19 protein-coding genes are annotated in these 23,363 nt (G+C 61.4%); 15 read left to right on the plus strand and 4 right to left on the minus strand.

The annotated features are described in order from the left end of the window. Window position 1: 1 nt before the first annotated feature. From IDH44_RS09415 to IDH44_RS27370, 4 genes are read left to right on the plus strand one after another with little or no spacing between them, the layout of a single operon-like run. Window positions 2–1,969, plus strand: a complete 1,968-nt coding sequence (locus IDH44_RS09415) for an ABC transporter ATP-binding protein/permease (protein WP_190916987.1) — start codon at window positions 2–4, stop codon at window positions 1,967–1,969. After that, window positions 1,966–3,831 (plus strand): thiol reductant ABC exporter subunit CydC, encoded by a 1,866-nt coding sequence (gene cydC, locus IDH44_RS09420; RefSeq protein WP_190916988.1) that lies wholly within the window; start codon window positions 1,966–1,968, stop codon window positions 3,829–3,831. The genes IDH44_RS09415 and cydC overlap by 4 nt, the downstream gene beginning before the upstream one ends. After that, window positions 3,828–4,115: an SDR family NAD(P)-dependent oxidoreductase gene (locus IDH44_RS27365; RefSeq protein ID WP_190916991.1), complete on the plus strand. Its 288-nt coding sequence runs from the start codon at window positions 3,828–3,830 to the stop codon at window positions 4,113–4,115. Before cydC ends, IDH44_RS27365 begins: the two co-directional genes overlap by 4 nt. Before the next feature lie 22 nt (window positions 4,116–4,137). Further along, the gene (locus IDH44_RS27370) at window positions 4,138–4,275 is read left to right on the plus strand and encodes an SDR family oxidoreductase (RefSeq protein ID WP_397326756.1); all 138 of its coding nucleotides are present in this window, start codon (window positions 4,138–4,140) and stop codon (window positions 4,273–4,275) included. 101 nt (window positions 4,276–4,376) lie between these two features. Here the strand turns inward: IDH44_RS27370 and IDH44_RS09435 are convergent, their stop codons facing one another. Further along, a complete protein-coding gene (locus IDH44_RS09435) occupies window positions 4,377–5,873 on the minus strand; it encodes a DHA2 family efflux MFS transporter permease subunit (protein ID WP_190916995.1) in 1,497 nt (498 codons plus the stop codon). Window positions 5,874–6,037: 164 nt separating this feature from the next. Here IDH44_RS09435 and IDH44_RS09440 point away from each other — a divergent pair, with 164 nt between their 5' ends. The 3 genes from IDH44_RS09440 (at window position 6,038) to IDH44_RS09450 (ending at window position 8,418) form a co-directional block, all read left to right on the plus strand. Further along, on the plus strand, window positions 6,038–6,937 hold the full coding sequence (locus IDH44_RS09440; protein ID WP_190916997.1) for a TetR/AcrR family transcriptional regulator: 900 nt from the start codon (window positions 6,038–6,040) through the stop codon (window positions 6,935–6,937). A 759-nt stretch (window positions 6,938–7,696) separates the two neighbouring features. Continuing rightward, a complete protein-coding gene (locus IDH44_RS09445) occupies window positions 7,697–8,023 on the plus strand; it encodes an ArsR/SmtB family transcription factor (protein ID WP_190916999.1) in 327 nt (108 codons plus the stop codon). Continuing rightward, window positions 8,020–8,418, plus strand: coding sequence for an SRPBCC family protein (locus tag IDH44_RS09450; protein WP_190917001.1), 399 nt, complete (start codon window positions 8,020–8,022; stop codon window positions 8,416–8,418). Before IDH44_RS09445 ends, IDH44_RS09450 begins: the two co-directional genes overlap by 4 nt. Window positions 8,419–8,660: 242 nt before the next feature. Here IDH44_RS09450 and IDH44_RS09455 read toward each other — a convergent pair whose 3' ends face one another. From IDH44_RS09455 to IDH44_RS09465, 3 genes are all read right to left on the minus strand, one after another. Further along, on the minus strand, window positions 8,661–9,965 hold the full coding sequence (locus IDH44_RS09455; RefSeq protein WP_190917003.1) for an ABC transporter substrate-binding protein: 1,305 nt from the start codon (window positions 9,963–9,965) through the stop codon (window positions 8,661–8,663). An 85-nt stretch (window positions 9,966–10,050) separates the two neighbouring features. Next, entirely contained in the window at window positions 10,051–10,881 is an 831-nt protein-coding gene (locus IDH44_RS09460; RefSeq protein WP_190917005.1) for a carbohydrate ABC transporter permease, read from the minus strand. After that, window positions 10,881–11,780, minus strand: a complete 900-nt coding sequence (locus tag IDH44_RS09465) for a carbohydrate ABC transporter permease (protein ID WP_397326757.1) — start codon at window positions 11,778–11,780, stop codon at window positions 10,881–10,883. Before IDH44_RS09465 ends, IDH44_RS09460 begins: the two co-directional genes overlap by 1 nt. Window positions 11,781–11,937: 157 nt before the next feature. On the opposite strand from IDH44_RS09465, the gene IDH44_RS09470 reads away from it, so the two are divergent. The 8 genes from IDH44_RS09470 (at window position 11,938) to IDH44_RS09505 (ending at window position 23,346) form a co-directional block, all read left to right on the plus strand. Beyond that, complete coding sequence (locus IDH44_RS09470; protein ID WP_190917008.1) at window positions 11,938–13,761, plus strand: cache domain-containing sensor histidine kinase; 1,824 nt, start codon at window positions 11,938–11,940, stop codon at window positions 13,759–13,761. Further along, window positions 13,758–15,371, plus strand: coding sequence for a response regulator (locus IDH44_RS09475; RefSeq protein ID WP_190917010.1), 1,614 nt, complete (start codon window positions 13,758–13,760; stop codon window positions 15,369–15,371). The genes IDH44_RS09470 and IDH44_RS09475 overlap by 4 nt, the downstream gene beginning before the upstream one ends. 199 nt (window positions 15,372–15,570) lie before the next feature. Continuing rightward, complete coding sequence (locus tag IDH44_RS09480; protein WP_190917012.1) at window positions 15,571–17,853, plus strand: ATP-binding cassette domain-containing protein; 2,283 nt, start codon at window positions 15,571–15,573, stop codon at window positions 17,851–17,853. A 320-nt stretch (window positions 17,854–18,173) separates the two neighbouring features. Continuing rightward, window positions 18,174–18,884, plus strand: a complete 711-nt coding sequence (locus IDH44_RS09485; protein WP_190917014.1) for a ferredoxin--NADP reductase — start codon at window positions 18,174–18,176, stop codon at window positions 18,882–18,884. 150 nt (window positions 18,885–19,034) lie between these two features. After that, the gene (locus IDH44_RS09490) at window positions 19,035–19,706 is read left to right on the plus strand and encodes a response regulator transcription factor (RefSeq protein ID WP_190917016.1); all 672 of its coding nucleotides are present in this window, start codon (window positions 19,035–19,037) and stop codon (window positions 19,704–19,706) included. Between the two features lie 68 nt (window positions 19,707–19,774). Further along, window positions 19,775–21,277 carry a sensor histidine kinase gene (locus IDH44_RS09495; RefSeq protein ID WP_190917018.1) on the plus strand — a complete coding sequence of 501 codons (1,503 nt, stop codon included), beginning with the start codon at window positions 19,775–19,777 and terminating at the stop codon, window positions 21,275–21,277. A gap of 334 nt (window positions 21,278–21,611) precedes the next feature. Then, a complete protein-coding gene (locus IDH44_RS09500; protein WP_190917099.1) occupies window positions 21,612–22,493 on the plus strand; it encodes a carbohydrate ABC transporter permease in 882 nt (293 codons plus the stop codon). Window positions 22,494–22,503: 10 nt separating this feature from the next. Beyond that, the gene (locus IDH44_RS09505) at window positions 22,504–23,346 is read left to right on the plus strand and encodes a carbohydrate ABC transporter permease (RefSeq protein ID WP_190917020.1); all 843 of its coding nucleotides are present in this window, start codon (window positions 22,504–22,506) and stop codon (window positions 23,344–23,346) included. The last annotated feature ends 17 nt before the right edge of the window (window positions 23,347–23,363 follow it).

The raw sequence follows: 23,363 nt of genomic DNA on the forward strand, positions 1-23,363 counted from the left end.
CATGAAGCGAAAACCACGCCTGTGGTCGGCCCAACTGGCTGCAGCCAGACCCTCGCTGCTGCTGCTGGGGCTGCTCGCGCTCGTGCTGGGCGCCGCGATCGTCGGGCAATCGGCGCTGATCGCTGCCATTGTCGATCAAGCGTTCCTGGAGCGGGCGCAGCCCGCCGCGCTGCTGGCGCCGCTCGGCACTCTGCTGGCCGTCATTGCTGTGCGCGTGCTCTGCCTGTACGGCAGCGGCCGCATCGGCCTGACGCTGGCCGCACGGGCCAAGACGGCGATCCGCCAAGCCGCGATCCGCAAGCTGGCCCGCGACCCGATGGCTGCGTCGCTGCGCGGCGAGACGGGCGCCAAGGTCAGCGTCGTGATGGATGCCGTCGACGAAGGCGACAGCTACTATAGTCAATATATTCCGCGCATGCTGGAGACCGCGTTCGTGCCGCCGCTGCTGCTGATCGTCGTGTTCGCAGTACATTGGCCGTCCGGGCTGATCATGCTGCTCACTGCGCCGTTCATCCCGATTTTCATGATCCTGGTCGGGCTGCGCACCAAACGCAAGTCGGAGGAGAAGTTCGAGGAGCTGGCCGCCTTTTCCGGCGCCTTCCTCGGAGCGCTGCAGGGACTGACGACGCTCAAGCTGTACGGCAAGGCCGAGCGCCAGGAGCAGGAGATCGAGCGCAGCAGCAACGGCTTTCGCGAGGCGACGATGAGCATCCTGCGCATCGCCTTTACGAACACGCTGATGATGGAGCTTGTGGTCATGCTGAGCATCGGCGTCGTCGCGCTGGAGCTGGCTTTTCGCATGCTGATTCAGCAATCCGTCTCGTTTGAGGCGGCCTTTTTCATCCTGCTGCTCGCCCCTGAATTCTACAGCGCGATCAAAAACCTCGGCACCGCCTTCCACAGCGGCCGTACGAGCCTGGGCGCGCTGAAGAAGGTCGAGGAGCTGCTGGAGGCGGATGGGCGGGGGGCGGTCGAGTCCGTGGCATCCTCGCGCCGCGACGCAGCTATGGCGCCTCGCCCGGACGATACGGCGCAGGGAGCGAACCGTGGCGCGGCTGTCGAACCCGTCCAGGACAGCGCGGAGCTCGGAACGGCAGCAAATGCCGTCTCGGCAGTTGCCGCCCCAAGCGCCGCCGACAAGCTGACGGTGCCGCAGGGTGCGAACCGTGGCGCAGACGCAGTTGCCAAGCCAAGCGCAAGCCGCAAGCTGACGCTTCCCCAAGATGCGCCGCCAACATTGGAGCTGTACGAGGCGCGGTACGCCTACGGTCCAGGCGCGTTCGCACTCGACGTGGGCACGGTGCGCATCGCGCCGGGCGAGCATGTCGCGATCGTCGGCCCGAGCGGTGCAGGCAAGACGACGCTGCTCCATCTGTTCGCCGGGCTGCTGCCGCCGGATCGCGGCGAGCTGCGGATCGACGGTCATCCGCTGGTTGCCTACGAGGCGGATGCCTGGTACCGTCGGATCAGCTATATCACGCAGCATCCGTACGTATTCACCGGCACGATCGCAGACAACATCGCCATCGGCGCGCGCGGCGAGGCGTCCCGCGCGGCGATCCGCCGGGCGGCGGAGGCGGCCGGACTCGGCACGCTGGTGGACGAGCTGCCGCAAGGACTGGACACGGCCGTCGGCGAGAGCGGACGGGGCCTGTCCGGCGGCGAGCGGCAGCGGCTGGCGCTGGCCCGGGCATTCGTGAACCGGCCGGGGGTGCTGCTGTTCGACGAGCCGACGGCATCGCTCGATCTGCATACCGAGCAGGTGCTGCAGCGGGCCATTGCCGAGCTGTCGGCCAGGGCGACGATGATTACCGTGGCGCATCGGCTTCACACGATACGCGCCGCGGACCGCATCCTCTATTTGGAGGAGGGGCGACTGGCGGGCAGCGGCAGGCACGAGGAGCTGCTGCGCACGCTGCCGTCCTACGCCGAGATGGTCAGATTGCAGGCGGGAGGCGATGGAGCGTGAGCGAATGGACGGTATTGGGCAAGGCGATGCTGCGGGAACGACGGGATATCGCGATCGCCATTGCCGGCGGATTTTTAGCCGGTGCCGGCGGCGTCGGACTCTTTGCCGCGAGCGGCTATATGGTGTCGCGGGCGGCATTCGCGCCGCCGCTATACACGCTGATCGTGCTGACCTCGCTGGTCAAGATTCTCGGTCTGCTGCGCGCAGGCAGCCGCTACGGCGAGCGCCTCTATACCCATCGGGCGACCTTCTCGATCCTGAGCCGGCTGCGGGTCGATTTTTTCAAGCGGCTCGTCCCGCTGGCGCCGGCGATCTTCCGGCGCAGTCGCAGCGGCGATCTGCTGGCCCGGGTCGTCGGCGACGTGGAGAGTCTGCAGCATTTTTTCCTGCGGGTGGCGTATCCGCCGCTCGTGCTGGCGATGGTCTTCCTGGCGACGATCCTGTTCGCCTCGGCTTATTCGCTGACGATCGCGGGCCTGCTCGTGCTCGGTCTGCTGGCGGCGGCGGTGCTGGTTCCGGCGCTCGTCATGCGCGGCCAGCGCGCCAGGCAGCGGCGCGTGCGCCTGCAGCGGGCGGCGCTGTCGACCGACATGACCGAGCTGCTCTACGGCTACCGGGATCTCAAGGTGTACGGCCAGGCGGAGCGGCGCGAGCGCGCGCTGCACGAGGCGGCGGCGGAGCTGGCGACCGCGCAGCGGGCGTCCGGCCTCAATCTGCTGCGCGGGCAGACGCTGCATGCGCTCGTCACGCACGGGACCACCTGGGCGGTGCTCGCGGCGGGGGCGTATCTGATCGCAGGCGGCGCGCTGGCCGGCATCTACCTGGCGATGCTGGTGCTGATCGCCTTCACCGTCTTCGAGGAGGCGGCGGCCGTCGCGACGCTCCCCGCGTACAAGCAGGACAGCGAGCACGCCGCGCAGCGCCTGGCGGAGACGGTCACGACGGATGATCGCATCGAGCAGCACAGGGGCGCGGCGGCAGCTGGAGGACGCGCGGCGGCAGCCACAGCTAGAGGCGCAACCAAAGATACTTATCATGACGCAGCGCAAGACCCAGCAGGTGCAGCGGCCCCAGCCGCGGCGCCGCTGCGCGAGCTGGACGCAGGCGAAGCCGGCCCGCCAATGCTGGAGCTGCGAGATGTGACCTTTCGCTATGCGGACGCGTGGCGGCCCGCCCTTGACGGGGCGAGCCTGCGCATTGCCGCAGGGTCCAAGACCGCGATCGTCGGCCCGAGCGGCGCCGGCAAGACGACGGTGCTGGAGCTGCTGCTCAAGCTGTACCTGCCGCAGCAAGGCGAGGTCAGCCTCGGCGGAGCGCCGACCGGCTGCCTGCACGATGCAAGCATCTGGCGCGCATCAAGGGTCGTGCTGCAGCGCAATCATTTTTTTCGCGGAACGATCCGCGACAATCTGCTCGCAGCGGATGTGCATACGAGCGACGAGGCGATGAGGGCGGCGCTCGAGGACGCGCAGCTCGGAGCCGTGCCGCTGGATGATCCGGTGCTCGAACAAGCGGAGAATCTGTCCGACGGCGAGAAACAGCGGCTCGCGCTGGCGCGCGCGATGCTGAGGCGCGGACGGCTGTGGCTGCTAGACGAGCCGACGTCCGCGCTCGATGCGGTGACCGAGGCGCGCATCGTCCGCCGCCTGTTCGAGCGGGCCCGCGGCGACACGCTTGTCTGGATCGGGCACCGGCTCGCCGGTCTGGAGCGGATGGACCAGATCCTCGTGCTGGACCGGGGCCGGGTGGCCGAGTCCGGCAGCTATGACGAGCTGATGGCCCGCCGCGGCGCGTTCTACGCGATGAAGCAGATCGAGCAGGATGTGGTCGGACAAAAAATTTCCAAGGAAGGTTTCGAATGAAATTAACCGGTAAAGTTGCAGTCGTCACTGGAGCCGCTTCAGGTATGGGAAAGGCGATTGCCGAGTTGTTCGCCGCCGAGGGCGCGAAAGTCGTCGTTTCGGATTTGCGTCTGGAAAGCGCAAACGAGGTCGCGCGGGCCATTGAAGAAAAGGGAGGCAGCGCGATTGGCATCTCCGCTAACGTGGCGATAGAAGACGACGTGCAGCGGCTTTTTGCGACTACGGTCGATACGTACGGAAGCGTCGATATTCTCATTAATCGGCACTACGATGAATGCGCCTAATGAATTTGGCTCCAAGCGAGCAATGGCCGGCATCGGAACGAATCCCCGTTCCGGCGAGTCGGAGGAGATTGCGAGGGTGGCGCTATTCCTTGCCTCCGAGGATTCCGCCTTTGTCAACGGCGCGGTCGTCACGGCGGACGCGGGCTGGACAGCGTACTAAAGCTTCGCGTCCTTGCGTCCTTGCAAACAACGCAAGCACCTGCGCGTCGGTTGGTTCTTCCCGCGCGCAGGTGCTTGTTTTGCGTTAAATGCTACGCTTCCTTAATGACTGGCCATCGCGCTCTCCGCAGCGGCGCCGGCTTGCTTGGCGTCCTTGGGCGCGGGCTGAATGCGCCGCATGAACAAGGCGATCACGAAGCCCGCCATCGCCAGGCCCGAGGTGAGCAGGAACGTATCGCCGAAGCCCGTCACCGCGGCCTCCAATGGATTAGAGCCGGTATAACTCGCCATCAGCGACTCGGTGTGCGACGAGAGGTAGCCGGTCAGTCCGGCAACTGCGAACGAGATGACCACCTGCTGCGCCGAATTGGTAAGCGGGGTGACGCGATTCACCAGCTCGCGCGGCGCGGCGCTGAGAATGTACGTATTCATCGTCATCATCGACAGCCCCATGCCGGCCCCGAGCAGGAACAGGTTCGCCATGATGGCAAAGGTCGGACGATCGAGCGTAATCTGCGACATGATGAGCAGCGCCGTAGCGATGAAGACCGTGCCCGCAATGACAATCGGCTTGGCACCGATCCTGTCGTACAGGCGGCCGCCGATCGGCATGAACAGCATCGAGCCCAGCGCCTGCGGCAGCAGGATGAGTCCGGTCTCCAGCGGCGAGAAGCCCTTGACCTGCTGGAGCAGCAGCGGGAACAGGATGATCGAGCCGAATAAGGCCGCGAACAGAATCCAGAGCAAAACGATGCCCTGCGTGAAGGCCAGACTGCGGAACACGCGCAGCTCCAGTAGCGGCTGGCGATGGCGCAGCTCGACGATAATGAACAGTATCAGCGCCACGCCCCCTACGATCAATCCGCTCAAGGTGCGGGCCGAGCCCCAGTCCGCGCCGCCCTCGCTGACGCCGAACGCCAGCATGGCGAATGCGATCGGACCGAGGATCATGCCGAGGATATCCAGTGCGGGCGGCTTGGCACGGTCGAATACGGGCAGATACCGCAAGCCGACGATCACGGCGGCGACGCCGATCGGCACGTTGATTAGGAAGATCCATTGCCACGACACATATTCGACGAAATAACCCGAGAGCACCGGACCGAGCGCCGGCGCGAGCAGGATCGGAATGCCCAGCACGCCCATCACGGCGCCGCGCTTGTCGGGCGGCGAGAGCCGAAAGACCAGCGCCATCCCGATCGGCGCCACCATGCCGCCACCCAGTCCCTGGATGACGCGATAGATGATCAGCTCCGTCGGATTAGTCGCCAGCGCGCACAGCGCCGAGCCGATCGTGAACAGAATGATGGTGGCGACGAATACACGCTTGGGCGAAAAGCGGTCGCTGAGCCAACCCGCCAGCGGGATGACGGCGGATAACGCGAGCGTATAGCCGGTCACCGCCCACTGCAGGGTGTGCAGCGGCGTGTCGAATTCGATGACGAGCGACGGTATGGCATTGTTGACGACCGTCGTGTCGAGGATGACCATGAACATCCCGATGATGATGGCAAGTAGAGGAGGCAGCAGCTTGAGAAGCGAGAATTCAGCCTCCGTCGCTGCGTGCCCCGCCGGGGAGGACGCTTTGGGTCCGGTCATAGCGCGTTCTTCCTTTCTTTCCGGGTGCCTGTGTTGACACCAACCGTCGATTGCGGTATTTTTACCTTACAGTTTTCTAAAAAACCAACAGGTCACAATCGGTATAGGCATAGTTATACTCGGATGATGGGCGGTTGTCAACTTTTATTTGCCTGGAGGCTGCCATGAGCATTGCAAAGAATAAAATACTGGTCTCGGCCGAGCGGCTGTTTGCGGAAAAAGGGTATGAATCGACCTCGATTCAGGACATCGCCGACGATTGCAGCGTCGCGAAGGGATCGCTCTACAAGTTTTTTTCCTCGAAGGAGGCCCTTTATATTGAACTGCTGGAGCATCGCCATTCGACGATGCTTGAGGAAGTGGAACGGATTCGCGGCGATGCTGCGTTGACGAAGCGGGAGCAATTCGTGCGGATCACCGAATATCAAATGTCCTTTTTTTTACGTCACGGCTTTTTTTTGCGCAATGCCCATCGCGAGGCGCCGCCGATTCCCAAGGACCAGATCGCGCCGCATGTGCAGCGCATCAAGGGGAGGCTGCTCGGGGTCAACCGGCATGTCGTGATCGATTGCTACGGCGCGGAACTGGAGCCGTACAGCTGGGAGGCGGTCGTCATCCTGAACGCCATCGCCAAGGAATGCCTGCATCTGATCATTCTCTACGACAAGCCGCTGAGCGTGCCGGAGCTGGCCGAGTATCTGGTGGACCGTATGGACGACATTGTGGAAGGCTTGGTCCGTCGCGGCAAGCCGCCGCTCCTGCCGGAGGCGGTCATGACGGATTTTGTCGATGAGTCCTCCGAGGAGGCCGGACGGTGCGCGGCTCGCTGTGCGGGCATGCTCTACGAGATGATCCGCACGACGATCGGGGAGCTGAGCGTGCCCAATGCGCGCAAGCGCGAGCTGGAGCAAGTGCTGGACCTGCTGCGGGAGGAGGGGCGCCAGCCGGAGCCGCGCAAGTTCCTGATCCTCGCGCTGACGGGCGAGCTCGGACGCGAGCACGAGCTCGCCTCCTACGCGGACCGCATCCGGCTGTGGACGGAGAAGCAGCAGCTCAAGGACTGAGTTGGAAAAGGCAGGCGATGTCCATTCGGCTGCAGTGAAAAGAATCCAATTCATCGCGTCGCAGTCCGTATGAATACAGTCCGTACCGTCGTAGTCCGTATGAATACAGTCCGCACGTTCGCAGGCGATATAAAAGAAGGCCACACGGCAGTCCATACAGTTGTAGTCGCTATAAACGCAGTCTACGCGGGCGCAGTCGTTACAGTCGTAGTCGCTAAACGCATTCCACGCGAGCGCAGTCGATTCGAATATCTGAATGGACTGAATCAAAATTGACATTGGAGTCTCAGGTGTCCTATAGTGAATGAGACACCAAATGGTATCTAATGGAGTAAACGTCTGGCGAGTCTTTTGCCAAGAAGTCGCATTGACCCGGAGGGTCAAGTAGAGACGGCGTCAATAAGCGCAAAATGTGAGGCTACTGCACCGAATTCGTGCCAAACCCGTCATTAAGCGCAAAATGTGAGGCTACTGCGCCGAATTCGTGCCAGCCGCGTCAATAAGCGTAAAATGTGAGGCTACTGCGCCGAATGCGTGCCAGCCGAGTCAATAAGCGCAAAATGTGAGGCTATTGCGCCGAATTCGCGCCAGCCGCGTCAATAAGCGCAAAATGTGAGGCTACTGCGCCGAATTCGCGCCAGCCGCGTCAATAAGCGCAAAATGTGAGGCTATTGCGCCGAATTCGCGCCAGCCGCGTCAATAAGCGCATATACCGATGCTGCACGAAATGACTAGCCAAGCCAGAAGGGGGTGGGGGTCATGCAGACCGCCCACGTGCGCGACGTGTTCGAGGCCATCGCAGATCCGACCCGGCGCGAGCTGATTCATCTGCTTGCCGGAGCGGAGGAACGGCCGCTGCACGAGCTGACGCCGCAATTTCAGATGGGACGGACCGCGGTGTCCAAGCATTTGACGATTCTGAAGGAAGCGGGCCTGGTCCGCGATCGCAAGGTCGGGCGGGAGACCCGATTTCGTCTCAATCCCGCGCCGCTGCGCGAGGTGCAGGATTGGGTCGCGCACTACAGCAAGTTTTGGAACGCTAATCTGATGCGCCTGGGCCAACTTTTGGAGGAGGAAGAAGAATGAGCCTGTCTCTGACGCTGGACTATCAATACAAGACGACCATTCCCAAGCTGTGGTCGGCCCTGACCGATCCCGGCAAGCTGGAGAAGTGGGTGCTGCCGAACAATTTCAAACCGATCGAGGGCCATCGCTTTCAGTTCCGCAACGAGCCGAATCCATTCTGGGACGGCATCATTGACGGAGAAGTGCTGCTCGTCGATGAGCCGCGCAAGCTGTCTTACTCATGGGCTGTCGGGGAAGAGAAGCATGTCGTGACCTGGACGATTCGAGATCTGGGCGACGGGCATGTGAATCTGCACCTCGAGCAGACCGGCATTACCAACGAACAGGGGCTGGCGGGCGCCAAGCATGGCTGGACACAGTGGTGCGGCCAATTGAACGAGGTGCTGGCGGCGTAACAATCAGAATGTGTGTCGCCTATCGCGCGGCCTGACGGTTCACCCGCAAGACAAAACAAAATCGTCTAACGCCCCTTCAGCGGCGATGCGCATGCGTTGCGCGACGTCTAACTTCATCTTTGGCGGCGATGCGCGTTTCGTTCGTCTGCCGCTATTCACTTGGCGGGCTCCAATACAATAACAAAAGAACCTTCGCCCCCTGATCGGGAGGAAGGTTCTTTTGTTGCGTTCAACTTTCAAGCTTATTGCTTGGACAGTTGCTCCCACGTCTTCTGGAATTGCTGCAGCATCTCGTCCTTGCCGAGCTGTCCGCCGACGTAGGCTTGCATCGCATCGGCGAAGGCGTTGCTCGTCGCTTCGCCGCCCGGGAACTTGAACCAGTTCCAGCTCAGCGTCTTGCCTTCCTGGCTGTAGGCGATAATGTCCGCAGCGAGCTGACCGAGCAGGCTATCATCGGCTTCGATGTTGGTGAAGGCCGGGATGAACTTGAATTCCTCGGTGATGTAGCGCTGGCCGACCTCGGAGCTGACCATCCAGTCGAGGAAGGCCTTGGCTTCTTCCTTGACGGCCGAGTTTTTGTGCACGACCCAGTTGTTCGGCACGCCGACCGGCAGCTTATCCATCGCCGCGGCGTCGTCGTTGATCGGCATCGGCAGGAATCCGATGTTGATGTCCGGATTCGTCTCGGAGATCGCCACCTGCGTCCAGTTGCCCTGCTGCGTCATCGCGGCCTTGCCAAGTGCGAACTCGGTGACCTGGGTGTTGTAGTCGGTCTGCAGCGGGTTGGCGCCGCCATACTCAAGCGTCAGGTCGAACAGCTGCGTCCATTGCTCGAACACTTCGTTGCCCGGAATCGAGCTGGTCCCGTCATTGAGGGACGCGATGAAGGCATCGGGATCGTCCTGCTGCGCAAACGGAATGTTGACGAAGTGGTTGCCGAGCACCCACCATTCGCCGTAGCCGTTGATGAATGGCTGGATGTCCGCTGCCTTCAGCTTGTCTGCCGCCGCCCTGAGCTCGGAGAGCGTCGTGGGCAGCTCGGTGATCCCGGCCTGCTCGAACAGGTCCTTGTTGTAAATGAAGCCATAGCCTTCGAGATTGAGCGGCTGGCCGTACAGCTTGCCGTCCTTGGTCATCGGCTCCTTGGCGACGTCGACGAGTTGGTCGACCCAGGGCTCGTCGGACAGGTCTTCGAGATGCTCGACCCACAGGTCGAGGTCGCTGAAGCCGCCATTGTTGAAGATGTCGGGCTTGTCGTTGGAATTGAACTTCGCCTTGAGCGCCGCGCCGTAATCCGCGCCGCCGCCGACGGTCTCCAGCTCGATGTTGATGTTCGGATGCTCCGATTCGTATGCCTCGATCATCTTGGTCAATTGCTCGGCGATCTCGACCTTGAACTGGAACATCTTGATCGTCACTTGCTCGCCGTCGCCGCCGCTTCCGGAGCCGGAGCCGCCGTCAGAGCCGCCCGAGTTCGAGCCGCAGCCGGACAGGACGAGCGACAGCGTCATGGCAGTCGATAGTGTGGCCGTCATCCATTTTTTCATGTGTAAAGACCTCCCGTATTGGAATCCTAGCAGAATAGGGCGTAACCTTGTCAAGTTGCAGCTTCCTCTGGTCAATCGTCGCCGCTCAGCCCTTGACCGAGCCGGCGGTGATGCCGGCGATGATGTGGCGCTGCATCGCCAGGAAGAACAGTACGATCGGCACGACGCCGAGCACGAGTCCGGCGAGCGCCAGGTCCCACTGCTTGGTATACTGGCCGAAAAACGAATACGTCGCAAGCGGGATTGTCCGCAGCCCTGGATCGTACAGGAACAGCAGCGGCAGCAGGAAGTCGTTCCAGATCCAGAGGCTGTTGAGCAGCACGATCGTTACGGTCATCGGCTTCAGCAGCGGGAATACGATGCGCCAGAAGACGCCGTACGGGCTGCAGCCGTCGACGACGGCCGACTCCTCGATCTCTCTGGGGATCGACTTGATGAAGCCGTGATACAGGAACAGATTGAGCGAGACCCCGAAGCCGAAGTAGGCGATGCCCAGTCCCCACAGGCTGTTCATGATGCCGAGCGTGCTGGCCACCCGCACGAGCGGAATCATGATCGACTGAAACGGGATGACCATGGCCGCGACGAACAGCAGCAGCAGCGTGTTGTTGATCCGTCCGGGATGGCGCACCATGCGGTAAGCGGCCATCGAGCTGATCACGATCAATCCGAGGTTACTGCCTACGGTGATCAGGAGCGAATTGGCAAAGGCGCTCGGAAAGCGCATGATCTCCCAGACGCGGCTGTAGTTGCCCCATTGCACCGCCTCCGGCCAGCCGGCCGGATTGGCGAGCACGTCGCCGAAGCTCTTGAGCGAATTGACGCCGACAAAGTAGAACGGGACCAAAAAGACGAGGGCGATCGCCAGGCCCAGCACGTCAAGGCCAAGCCGCTGCACGGAATAGGAACGCGTCATCAGGCTTCGACCTCCTTTTTCTTGGTCACATACACCTGCAGCATCGTGATGAGCGCGACGATGACGAAGAAGATGAGCGCCTTGGCGGTGCCGATGCCGTACCGGTTGTTGCGGAACGCCTCCTGATAGATATTGAGCGCGACGGACTCGGTGGAGCCGTACGGGCCGCCTCCGGTGAGCGACAGGTTGAGATCGAACACCTTGAACGACCAGGAGATCGTCAGGAACAGGCTGACGGTCACGGCGGGCATGATGAGCGGCACGATGATCGAGCGCAGCAGCTGCAGCCGCGTGGCGCCGTCGATGCGGGCCGCCTCCATCAGCTCGGGCGGCACATTCATGAGCGCGGCGATGTAGATCACCATCAGATAGCCGGCGTATTGCCATACGGTGACGATGACGATGCCCCAGAAGGCGGTCCCCGATGTGCCGAGCCACGGTAGCTCGAAAAATCCGATGCCGGTCAGCTCTCCGATGGCGGCGAAGCCTTTGACGAAGATGAAGCTCCAGATAAAGCCGAGCAGCAGACCGCCGATGACATTGGGCAGGAAGAAGATCGTGCGCAGCAGGTTGCTGGTGCGGATCTTCTGCGTCACGAGCAGCGCGAGCCCGAAGCCGGCCAGATTCGTCAGGAGAACCGCGGCGACCGTATAGCGGGCCGTGAACCAGAACGAGGTGCGGAAGCCGTCGTCCTCCAGGAACACCTGCTTGTAGTTGTCCAATCCGACCCATTTGACGTTGGCGGTGACGCCGTTCCAGCTGGTGAACCCGTAGTAAATGCTGAGCACGAACGGGACGGCAATGATCAGGGTGAAAAACACGACAGCCGGGCCGACGAAGACAAGCTGTCTGATCCACTCTGCACGCGCTTTCTTATTGATCGCTTCGATGGGTATCACTCCCCTCATGCTGGTTGCCGGGATCGGCTATGTCTTCAGTATAGACACTTGCACGCGAATCAAACACCGATAGCGTTGACAAGAAAAGTGGAAGATATTGATCTCGTCTGCTACACTGGAAGCGTCAATCTTGTTCCCCTTAGGAGGCGAATGCGTCATGGCGGCAATCCGCAATAGCCTGCAAAAGAAACTCGTGCTGTTTTTGCTGGCCGCCATCGTGCTGCCGATTGCGACCTCGATCATCGTCACTTACTTCTTCGCCAGAACCAATGTCAAGGACTCCTACATTCAAGAAAACACGACCTTGCTCTATCAAGGCGCAGCCAACCTGCGCAATTATCTGGAACGCCTCAATCAGGCGTCGCTGCTCATCTACCGCAATGCCGGCAACGCGCGCAGCCTCTACAATCTCGTGGAAAAGCGCGAGCTCGGCTTCGCCGACGATAAAGAGCTCTACGTCAACCTGCAATATATCGTCAACTCGCTGGCCGAAGGCAAGCAGGTGCATCTGTACAGCGAACGCGCAGGCCGGTCGTATCGCTTCGCATACAATCTGCTGCGCAGCTCGCCCGGCGCCTCGTATGCGCCGAGCTTCCCGGAGGGGAGCGATGCCTATCTCGAGCCGACGCATACGAGCCACGACTTCGGCGTGTCGCGCTTTTCCTTCGAGATCGAGGAGGAGGTCGTGACCATTCATCGCCAAATTCTCAACCAGCCGACCGACGAAATTCTCGGCACGCTCTCGATCGATATCCGCGCCCAGCGCATCCGCGAGATCAGCGAAATGCTGGTAGCGCAGGGCGAGGAGGAGCTGGTGCTATTCGACCGCACGGGGGCGCTCGTCTATGGCTCCGACGTAGCGGCCGCCGAGATCGCGCGTGCCTGGCTGCCGGACATGCTCGCCTCGTCTGCAGCGTCGGGGCACGCGGATGCGACGAGCGGGGCATTCCGCGGCGTATATCTGTACGAATCGATCCGCCTGCCCTTCGCCGAGTGGTACGTGGTCAAGCTCGTTCCCTATGACGTGCTCTATCGGGACGCGCGGCGGCTGACGCTGATCAACGGCTCGATCGTGCTGGCCTTCCTCGCGGTCGCCATGATCGCCGCCGCCTTCGTCTCGCTGCACTTCACGTCGCCGATCAAGCGGTTGATCCGTTATATCAACAAGGTCGAGACCGGCCAGCTCGATGCGGAGCTGTCGGTGCGGCGCTCGGACGAAATCGGCGTGCTGGCGCATCGCTTCTCGCAGATGATCAGGCGTCTGAACCTTCATATCAATCGCGAGTATCGGCTGGAACTGGCCAATCGGACGAATCAGCTGCGCGCGCTGCAGGCCCAGGTCAATCCGCACTTCATGAACAATGCGCTGCAGTCGATCGCCACGCTGGCGCTGCAAAAAAACGAGAAGAAAATCTATTCGCTGATCGCCGCGCTCGGCAAAATGATGCGCTATCAGATGAACACCGCCGAATCGGCGGTGCCGCTGGCCATGGAGGTCGACTACGTGCGGGCTTATCTTGCGCTGCAAGCGCAGCGCTTCGAGGAACGCTTCGCCTACGAGCTGGAAATCGGCGAGACGGCCAAGCGGGTCGAGGTGCCGCGCATGCTGCTGCAGCCGATCGTCGAGAATTGCTTCAAGCACGGCCTGACTCAGACGCAGGCAGGCGAGATCCGGGTGACGGCGGATGTCGACGCGGACCGCTTGATCGTCGTAGTGGCAGATAATGGCGCGGGCATGGAGCCGCAGGCGCTGGAAGCGCTGCAGGCGAGGCTCGAGCGGCTGCGCGGCGGGGGCGACTGGTCCGGCGAGCTGCATATCGGCCTGAGCAATGTCCAGTCGCGGCTGCAGTTGTATTACGAAGGGGCTGCGGCGATGACGCTGGAGGCTTCGCCGGGGCGGGGCATGCGGGTCCGGCTGGAGCTCCCGCTGCCGCCGATCGCGCCGGAGCATGCGGAGACAGAGGGGGGAGAACGACCATGAAGGCCTTGATCGTAGACGACGAACGGCATGTGCGCGAGGCGATCCGGATGCTGATCGACTGGGACAGCTACGGCATCGCGGCGGTACTGGAAGCGGCAGATGGCGAGGCCGCCACACGCTTGATCGAGATGGAGCGGCCGGCCATCGTCTTCACGGACATGCTGATGCCCCTTATGCACGGCATGGAGCTGCTGACGTGGATTCGTCGGCATCATCCGGCATGCAAGACCATCGTCGTCAGCGGCCACGACGATTTCGACTATGTGCGTCATACGATGCAATCCGGCGGCTCGGACTATCTGCTCAAGCCGATCGACGAGGAGCAGCTCAACGAGGTGCTGCGCAAGGCGGTGGACGAATGGCATGCGGAAGAGCAGTCGCGCGACCGCGACCGCAGCCGCACTATGAAGCTCAATGCGATTCAGCCGATCTACTGGGACAAGGCATTCACCCAGTTGACCGAGGAGCCGGACGCCTACGCGGCACTGGCGCGCGAGCTGGAGGCCGAATTCGGGCTGGCGCAAGACACCCGGCTGGCCCGCGTCGCCGTGCTGACGCTGGAGACGATGCAGCGCACGATCAAGGAGCGATTCGCCTCCAATCTCGATCTGCTCGCGTATGCCATCGCCAATATTGCAAACGAAATACTGAGCCGCAAAGGGCGGGTCGGCTACGCCTTTCGCAATGCGAGCAAGGCGCACGAAATGGTGATCGTCTGTTGGGCGGACGCCGAGACGCTGCCGGCGCGGGTGCGAGAGATCAACGCGGGCATCGACCGTACATACGGCGTCGCCTTCGACTTCGGCATCGGCGGCGTGCGTCGCTTTCCGGGCGAGCTGCCGCAGACGCATCGCGAGGCGCTCTACGCGCTCAAGCGGCGCAATCTGCTGGAGGGCGGCGAGCGCGTGCATCTGTACGCGGAAGGCGAGGGCCTGGCGGGCTCGGCCGCGCTGCGCTTCGAGCGGCACCGCGAGACGCTGCGGCTGGCCGTGCTCGGCGGCGGGGCGTCTCGTATCGCCGAGGCGGCGGGCGCCTGGTTCGACGAGGTGCGGGCGCTGCAGGCCGTGACGATCGAGCAGCTCGACCTGTGGGTGCACGAATTCGCCGTGCTGCGCGCGCGCTGTCTGGAGGGACGCACGCCAGGTCCGGCGCTCGCCCAGCGCATGCGGGCGATGGACCCTGGTGCATACCTGATCCCGGTCGACGCCTCCGGGCGACTGTCGATCGCGCAATGGCAGCGCGAGGTCGAGGGCGTGCTGCAGGCGATGGCGGAGGAGCTGCGCGCGGCGGCGCCGAGCCCGACGATGAAGGAGATCGCGGATTATCTGGAGACGCACTACCGCGAGGAGCTGTCGCTGCAGGTCATTGCGGGGCGGTTCGGCTTCAGCCGGGAATATGTCTCGCGCCGCTTCAAGCAGGAGCTCGGGGAGAATGTCTCGGACTATCTGCTGCGCGTGCGCATGGAGAAGGCCAAGCTGCTGCTGCTGAGTCCGCAATGGCGGGTGGCGCAGGTGGCGGAGATGGTCGGCTTCGCCGACGAGAAGTACTTTAGCAAGGTGTTCAAAAAATGGACGGGGCGCTCGCCGAAGCAATTTCAACGGATCCATTAATAAAGGCAGGTTAGCGCGAAAGACGGCACAGCGATTGGAAGATCAAATGCCGTCTGAAGCGGCGCTGCAGCACCTGATGGAAAGACGGAACTAGAATGTATGTTCGAAAAAAAGGATTGACACGCCACTCGAAGGTGTCCTATAATCAGGTCCGGCAATCAAACGAACGGGGCCGATCAGCGCCCGAAAGGACGGTAGCATGAGCGAAGCGAACGAAGCGAACGTAGTAAAGGAAGCGAAGCAGGAATTCATCGTCATCTCGGGGGCGCGGGAGAACAATCTCCGCGACGTCTCCTTGCGCATCCCCAAGCGCAAGATCACGATCTTCACCGGCGTCTCCGGCTCCGGCAAGTCCTCCATCGTATTCGACACGGTGGCCGCGGAGTCGACGCGCTTGCTCAACGAGAACTTCAGCATGTTCGTGCGCACCTTCCTGCCCCGCGTCCCGCAGCCGGATACCGACGGCATCGAGAACCTGAGCATGGCGGTCATTGTCGATCAGAAGCGACTCGGCGGCGGCTCGCATTCGACGATGGGCACAATTACCGATATCGCGCCGATCCTGCGGCTGCTCTTCTCGCGCGTCGGCCGGCCCGAGGTCGGTCCGGCGCATATGTTCTCCTTCAATGACCCGCAGGGCATGTGTCCCGCCTGCAGCGGTCTCGGACGGCGACTCGGCGTCGATCTGGCCAAGGCGGTGGACCTGTCCAAGTCGCTGCGCGAGGGCGCGCTCATGCTGCCGGACTACAAGGTGGACGGCTGGGAGTGGAACATGATCATCCAGTCCGGCTCCTACGATCCGGACCAAAAGCTGAGCGATTACGCCGAGGAGGAGCTGCGGGAGCTGCTGCACGGCAAGGCCAAAAAAGTAAAGGTCGACTTCGCCGGCAAGGCGATGAACCTGACGGTCGAAGGCGTCATCGAAAAATTCACCAACAAGTATATCAAGCAGGACCTGAAGGCCAAGTCCGAGCGAACGCAAAAAACCGTGGCCCCGTACATCACGGAAGGTCCTTGCGACAGCTGCGGAGGGACGCGGCTGAACCCGGCGATCCTGGGTTGCCGCATCGGCGGCCGCAACATCGCCGAGCTGTCGGCAATGGAGGTCGGCGCGCTCATCCGCGTCGTGCGCGAGATCGACGATCCGGTCGCCGCCCCGATCGTCAAGTCGCTCGCCGAGCGGCTGCAGCATCTGGTCGACATCGGCCTCGACTATTTGACGCTGGACCGCGAGACGGACACGCTGTCCGGCGGCGAATCGCAGCGCGTCAAGATGGTCAAGCATCTCAGCGGCAGCCTGGTCGACGTGACCTACATCTTCGACGAGCCGAGCATCGGCCTGCACCCCCGTGATGTGCACCGGCTCAATGCACTGCTGCAAAAGCTGCGCGACAAGGGCAACACCGTCATCGTCGTCGAGCATGATCCGGACGTGATCAAGGTCGCCGACTATATCGTCGACGTCGGCCCCCATGCCGGCAGCCGCGGCGGCACCATCGTGTACGAAGGCAGCTACGAAGGACTGCTGGAGGCCGATACGCTGACCGGCACGCACATGAAGCGCCCGCTGCAGCTCAAGTCCGCGTGCCGACGGCCGGTTGGCAAGCTTGAGATCGCCCATGCGACGCTGCACAATCTGCGCGACGTCAGCGTCGACATCCCGACCGGCGTGCTGACGGTCGTGACGGGCGTCGCCGGCTCGGGCAAAAGCACGCTGATCAACGACGTGTTCCTCGGGCAGCATCCGGACGCGATCGTGATCGACCAGTCCGCGGTCGGCGTCTCGACGCGCTCCAATCCGGCGACCTACACGGGCATCATGGACGATGTGCGCAAGGCGTTCGCCACGGCGAACAAGGTGAGCCCGGGCTTGTTCAGCTTCAATTCCAAGGGCGCCTGCGAGAATTGCCAAGGATTGGGCGTCGTGTACACCGATCTGTCGTTCCTGGACAGCGTCAAGCTGCCCTGCGAGGCGTGCGGCGGCAAGCGCTTCAAGGAAGAAGTGCTGGAGTATACACTCAGCGGCAAGTCGATTGCCGACGTGCTGGAGATGACGGTCGAGCAGGCGCTCGAATTTTTCGATCGCAAGGAGATCTTGCGCAAGCTGGAAGCGATGCGCGATGTCGGCTTGACCTATCTGACGCTCGGCCAGCCGCTCAGCTCTCTCTCGGGCGGGGAGTGCCAGCGCATCAAGCTCGCCAGCGAGCTGCACAAGCAAGGCAGCATCTATGTCATGGACGAGCCGACGACGGGGCTGCACATGTCGGATATCGGCCACCTGGTGACGATCATGAACCGGCTCGTCGATACGGGCAATACGGTCGTCGTGATCGAGCATAATCTCGACGTGATCAGTCAGGCCGACTGGATCATCGACATGGGGCCGGACGGCGGCAGCCGCGGCGGGCAGGTCGTCTTCGAGGGCACGCCCTCGCAGATCGTCGAGGCGGAAGGCTCGATTACGGGGCGGTATTTGAGGTAGGTTAGCGCAGAAGGGCTCTAACGGTCACAGGAGGACCTTAGAGCTCTTTTTGCGCATCCCGCTGGCTGTAACGGACATCAGCGACGCTTAGAAGCGCATTCGCCGCAATTTCCTTTGGGATTGGGGCGCTAAGCGTCTCTGGTGACCGTTACAATTGCAGTTCGCCCGATTCGACACGCTAAGCGTCGCTCCTGTCCGTTAGAATTCGTTTTTCGCATGGACCAGCCGGTTCAGCACTTGACCAGACACCAAAAGGTGTCTTATAATTAACGCGTTACTAAAAGGTGTCCAAATAAAGCGAACGTGAAGGGGATGGATGTATGGGACTGGTCAAAGATACGCTCGCAATATTCAAGAAGCGCGATCTAGTTGTGCGAGACATTCAGAAAGAAGCGGAAGGCATTTATACATTTCGATTCCAGAAACCGAATGATCTGATCTGGGAGCCTGGACAATACGGGCTGTTCGCCATCACGCACCGGAAGATCAAAAATGGCACGAAGCCGTTCAGCATTGCGTCCGTACCGGACGAACAGGTCGTGGCTCTGACTACGCGCATCGGGGAGCAACCAAGCGAATTCAAGCGCGCGCTGCTGGAGCTGACACCGGGCATGTCCGTCAAAATGAGCGGGCCGGCAGGCGCATTCGCACTTCCGGAAGACGCGCCCGCGCTGCTCGTCGCAGACGGCATCGGCATTACGCCGATCCGCGCCATCCTCAAGGGCGCGCATGCAGCGGGCCGCACCCGCCAGCACCCGCCCATACAAGTGCTCTATCTGGATCGCGACAACACCGGGTTGTACCGGGAGGAGCTGGAGGCCACCGCGAATCGTGCCGTGACGCTGACCAGTCCGGATTCATCAGAGGCCTTGCATGGGCGCATCGCCTCCTTTATTTCAGCGCATTCTAACAGCGCTACCTATCTCATCGCCGGCCCTAAGCCGGGCGTGGACGCCATAGCGGCCGATGTGCAGCAGCAGGGGATCTCCAAAAAGAAGATCAAAAAGGATGCGTTCTACGGGTATGCCTGAGGCAACTGCATAGGTCTTATTTTCAATAATCGTATACTATGGCGCTCATGCTCAAATTTCGGTCTGGAATTTGGAAACTTTCATATAGATTTCATATTACCCGCGTATGATGGACATTGTAGAACACCGAAGCATAAGGAAGGTGGCCCAATGTCCGACTCCATCCTGGTCGTCGAAGACGACCAGTATATCCAAGAACTGATCGCCGAGTATCTCAAGGCCCAGGGCTATGCGGTCGAGACTGCCAGCGACGGCGAAGAAGGATACCGCAAATTCAAAGCAGGCGAATTCCGGCTCGTGCTGCTCGATGTGATGCTGCCCAGTATGGACGGGTACTCCATCTGCCGTATGATTCGCAGTCAGGGCGCGACCCCGGTCATTATGCTGACGGCGCTCAGCGAAGAGAAAGACCAGCTCAAGGCGTTCGACGTGCAGGCGGACGACTATATTGCCAAGCCGTTCTCCTTCAACGTACTCGTCAAGCGCGTCGAGGCCGTGCTCCGGCGGACGCAGCCGGACGCCAGGCGGGCATTGGTCGTATACGAACGGCTAAGACTGGACTGCGATACCTACAAGGCCTACCTAGACGACGAGCCGCTCGAGCTGACGGTGCGCGAATTTACCATACTGGCTTATCTGATCGAGAATGCCGGGCGCACGATGACGCGCGAGATGATCCTCGACCGGGTGTGGGGGTACGATTTTTTCGGCGATACCCGGCTCGTGGACGCCCATATCAAAAACATCCGAAAAAAATTGGACATTGCCTACATACAGACCGTCAAAGGCATCGGTTATCTCGTCGCGGGCATGCCGTCATGAGTGCCTGGACAAGCGCGTGGTCCCGAACAGGCGGGTGGAAGCGTCGACGGACGAGCGTCGCCTTCAAGTTGTTTGTTATAACAAGCACCGTATTGACCGCATTTGCGCTGCTTGTGTACGGCACGCTGTATTTCATTTTGCCGTCGTTTTACTTGCACAGCAAGCAAAGCGAGCTGGACCGGGGCATCGCCGAACTGGTTCAGGCGTATCCGGGCAGCGATTGGGCAACGGCCAAAATACGCTTTCGCGATTTTGCGATTCAACATAATGCGAGCGTGACGGTCCGGGACGCAAGCGGCAGCCTGATCTTCCCAGAATTCGAAAAGGTGCAGCAGACCTCGCCGCTGCAAGAAAGCCCCTTGCATCCGGCAGTGAGCCTCCAGGCATCCGAAACGAGCGCGGGCATCCAGGTCTGGATTGCCGATCTGACAGGGGCAGACTTCCTGAACGAGAACCAGGTGATCGGTGTGGGAGGAAAGACAAGCGCGGCGCCGGAGATGCTGGTGCGCGAAAACGTCGTACTGCCTGGTCATGCCCAAGCCGAAGACTATACGATGAATGTCGCCGCCTCGCTTCAGCCGATCGACGAAGCAGCGGAGGTCTTGCTCAAGCTGACGCCTTATATGGCGCTCATTATTCTGCTGCTCGCCATTGTGGCTGCTTCGAGCTACGCCCGCATGTTCGCACGCCCGCTCGTGGAGATGAGCCGGGTGGCGAGGCGCATGGCGGGACTGGACTTCAGCGTGCGCGCACGCTACGCCTCCGACGATGAGATCGGCGAGATCTCCCGCTCGCTCAACGGGCTGGCGGTCAATCTCGAGCGCACGATGCAGGAGCTGACCACGGCCAATCGGGCGCTCAAGGACGATATTCAGCGCAAGGAGGAGACAGAGGCGCTGCGCAGCGAATTCGTCGCGACGCTCTCCCATGAACTCAAAACGCCCCTGACCGCTATCTCCGGACAGCTCGAGGCCATGATCCACAACGTAGGTCCCTACCGGGACCGGGAAAAATATTTGGCGCAAACCCACCGCATCGTCAAGCAGATGGAAAAGCTCGTCTTCGAAATTTTGGAGATTTCGCAGCTCGAGAATCGGGGCTTCGAGCCGCTCATGAAGCCGCTCAATCTGTCGGAGCTGTTGCGCGAAGCGGCGGAGCCGATCCGGTATTATTGCGAGCTGCAGGGCATTGCAATCGAAGCCGATATTGCGCCCGATCTGCCGGTGTCGGGGGACGCGCGCCTGCTCGCCAAGGCGCTGTCGAATATTATCGCCAACGCGGCCTATTACACAACCAGGGGGCAGCGCATCCGCATCCGCGCCGAATCGATCGACGGCGCCGCGCAGGTGCACGTGCACAATGCAGGAGCGCAGCTCGAGACGTCGGAAATCCCCCGTTTGTTCGAACCCTTCTACCGGGTCGACAAGTCGCGAAGCCGCACCACCGGCGGCAGCGGACTCGGCCTATATATCGTCAAAAATGTATTGGACGCGCATGACGCGGCGTACGATCTTCGCAACGACCAGGATGGGGTGCTTTTCACCATCGCCTTCCCGCCGCCAAGCCGCTAGCCCTCGGGCAGCGGCTTATGCTGCGTTGTGCGCATCCCAGCCCCTCCCACACAGCAGCGTGACTTGTTCGCGCTACTGCCATCTCGCCTGCCGGTTTTTCTTCTCGGACGATGAAGCTCGCTATGGTGTGCAATCGCCAGTTGGCAGGCTTATTCTCCTGGAATTCATACGGCCTTCATTTCATTTTCATGCATGACCGCTATGATAGAAATCGGGTGATGGAGCAGCCAACAAGAAGAAGTCGATGATGGTTGCGGTTAGCGTCTGACCAAGGCGTCACCAATTGACAACCACCGATCAGACAGCGATGAAAGGAGGTCGCACGATGCTGCGGATGCTGCGCAACCGGAGGACGAGGCGGTTTCGTACCGATACGCCCGTCGCGCTGCTGTTTCTGACGCCCAGCCTGATCGGATTCGCGGTGTTTTACCTCTTTCCATTCGGAGCCGGCTTTTTATATTCCCTGCTCGACAGTCCATCGCACGGTACTTTTGTCGGACTGGACAACTACAGGCAGCTGCTGCAGAGCGCGTCCTTTCGCAAGGCGGCGGCGAATACGGCGATTTTTACCGGGGTCGGCGTTCCGCTCGCGATGAGTCTGGCTCTGGGTCTCGCGCTGCTGCTCAATCGCAGCCTGCCGCTGCGCGCGGGCCTGCGCGCAGCCTTCGTGCTGCCGCTCGTCGTGCCGGTCGCCTCGATTGTGCTGCTCTGGCAGCTGCTGTTCGACGCCCAGGGCGCAGTCAACGCCCTGGTGGCCGGATGGGGCGGGGCGCCGGTCGATTGGATGCATTCGCCATGGGCCCGGCTGGTGGTCATGCTGGTCTTCCTGTGGAAGACGGCCGGGTACAACATGATTCTGTTTCTGGCCGGACTTCAGAACATCCCCGACTCCTATTACGAAGCGGCCAGCATCGACGGAGCGGGGCGGCTGCGCCAATTTTTTTCGATCACGCTGGTGTATTTGACGCCGACGGCCTTTTTTGTCCTGACGATGTCGATTGTCCAATCGTTCAAGGTGTTCCGGGAGACGTATCTGATTGCCGGGGATTACCCCCATGATAGCATTTACATGCTGCAGCACTACATGAACAATATGTTTCAGTCGCTGGATTACCAGAAGCTGACGTCGGCCTCGTTTTTGATGGCGGCGGGCATCGTGCTGCTGGTGGCGGTGCTGCTTCGCATCGAGCGCCGCTTCCAGGCGTACACCGAATGAGGAGAGGATCATGAGACGTCGCATTTCGACTTTCATCCTTGTCGCAATCGTGGGCACGGCGGCGCTGATCATGCTGCTGCCGCTCCTGCTGACGATCAGCCATTCCTTCATGAGCGAGTCGGAAATTGCGTTCAACTACAGCACGGATAGCGACACCTTGATGCAAGTGAAATGGATTCCGGATCGGGTCAGCCTCGATCAATACCGGATTTTGCTGCTGGAACGCTTGCCGTTTTTGCTCATGTTCTGGAATTCCGTCGCCCTCGTCGTGCCGATTGTGCTGGGGCAGACCGCCATTGCGACGATGGCTGCGTATGCCCTCTCGCAATTTCGATTCCGCGGGAGAGACAGCATTTTCCTGATGTATCTGATCACGATGCTGATGCCGTTCCAGGTGACGCTCGTGCCGAATTACTTGGCGATGGAGTGGCTCGGACTGCTGGACAGCCGCGCTTCGATTGTGCTGCCGGGCATCTTCTCGGCCTTCGGCGTATTCCTCGTGCGGCAATTCATGATCGGGATCCCGCGCGCCTATACCGAGGCGGCCAAGATGGACGGCGCCGGCTACGGCACGATCTTTTTCCGCATTATCGTCGCGATGACCAGGCCGGGACTGGCCGCCCTGTTCATTCTGGTGTTCGTCGACTATTGGAACATGGTCGAGCAGCCGATTGTGTTTTTGCACGATGCGTACAAGCAGCCGCTGTCGGTGTTCCTCTCCCGCGTCAACGCGGATGAGCGGGGTCTGGCCTTTGCCGCCGCGGTCTTGTACATGCTGCCGGCACTGTTTGTCTTTTTTTATGCCGAGAACGACTTGATCCAGGGCATTCAATTATCGGGCGTCAAGGGCTAGAGGAAGGGGGAGAAGAC

Origin of the sequence: Paenibacillus sabuli, from assembly GCF_014705605.1 — a bacterium.
Taxonomy (GTDB): Bacteria; Bacillota; Bacilli; order Paenibacillales; family Paenibacillaceae; genus Paenibacillus_D; species Paenibacillus_D sabuli.

Excerpts from the sequence above, each read along its gene's own strand:
- IDH44_RS09470 (WP_190917008.1), top strand. The coding sequence starts at position 11,938 with ATGGCGGCAATCCGCAATAGCCTGCAAAAGAAACTCGTGCTGTTTTTG.
- IDH44_RS09500 (WP_190917099.1), top strand. The coding sequence starts at position 21,612 with ATGCTGCGCAACCGGAGGACGAGGCGGTTTCGTACCGATACGCCCGTC.
- IDH44_RS09475 (WP_190917010.1), top strand. The coding sequence starts at position 13,758 with ATGAAGGCCTTGATCGTAGACGACGAACGGCATGTGCGCGAGGCGATC.
- IDH44_RS27370 (WP_397326756.1), top strand. The coding sequence starts at position 4,138 with ATGGCCGGCATCGGAACGAATCCCCGTTCCGGCGAGTCGGAGGAGATT.
- IDH44_RS09490 (WP_190917016.1), top strand. The coding sequence starts at position 19,035 with ATGTCCGACTCCATCCTGGTCGTCGAAGACGACCAGTATATCCAAGAA.
- IDH44_RS09485 (WP_190917014.1), top strand. The coding sequence starts at position 18,174 with ATGGGACTGGTCAAAGATACGCTCGCAATATTCAAGAAGCGCGATCTA.
- IDH44_RS09450 (WP_190917001.1), top strand. The coding sequence starts at position 8,020 with ATGAGCCTGTCTCTGACGCTGGACTATCAATACAAGACGACCATTCCC.
- IDH44_RS09480 (WP_190917012.1), top strand. The coding sequence starts at position 15,571 with ATGAGCGAAGCGAACGAAGCGAACGTAGTAAAGGAAGCGAAGCAGGAA.
- IDH44_RS09435 (WP_190916995.1), bottom strand. The coding sequence starts at position 5,873 with ATGACCGGACCCAAAGCGTCCTCCCCGGCGGGGCACGCAGCGACGGAG.
- IDH44_RS09445 (WP_190916999.1), top strand. The coding sequence starts at position 7,697 with ATGCAGACCGCCCACGTGCGCGACGTGTTCGAGGCCATCGCAGATCCG.
- IDH44_RS09440 (WP_190916997.1), top strand. The coding sequence starts at position 6,038 with ATGAGCATTGCAAAGAATAAAATACTGGTCTCGGCCGAGCGGCTGTTT.
- IDH44_RS09460 (WP_190917005.1), bottom strand. The coding sequence starts at position 10,881 with ATGACGCGTTCCTATTCCGTGCAGCGGCTTGGCCTTGACGTGCTGGGC.
- IDH44_RS09455 (WP_190917003.1), bottom strand. The coding sequence starts at position 9,965 with ATGAAAAAATGGATGACGGCCACACTATCGACTGCCATGACGCTGTCG.
- IDH44_RS27365 (WP_190916991.1), top strand. The coding sequence starts at position 3,828 with ATGAAATTAACCGGTAAAGTTGCAGTCGTCACTGGAGCCGCTTCAGGT.
- IDH44_RS09505 (WP_190917020.1), top strand. The coding sequence starts at position 22,504 with ATGAGACGTCGCATTTCGACTTTCATCCTTGTCGCAATCGTGGGCACG.
- IDH44_RS09415 (WP_190916987.1), top strand. The coding sequence starts at position 2 with ATGAAGCGAAAACCACGCCTGTGGTCGGCCCAACTGGCTGCAGCCAGA.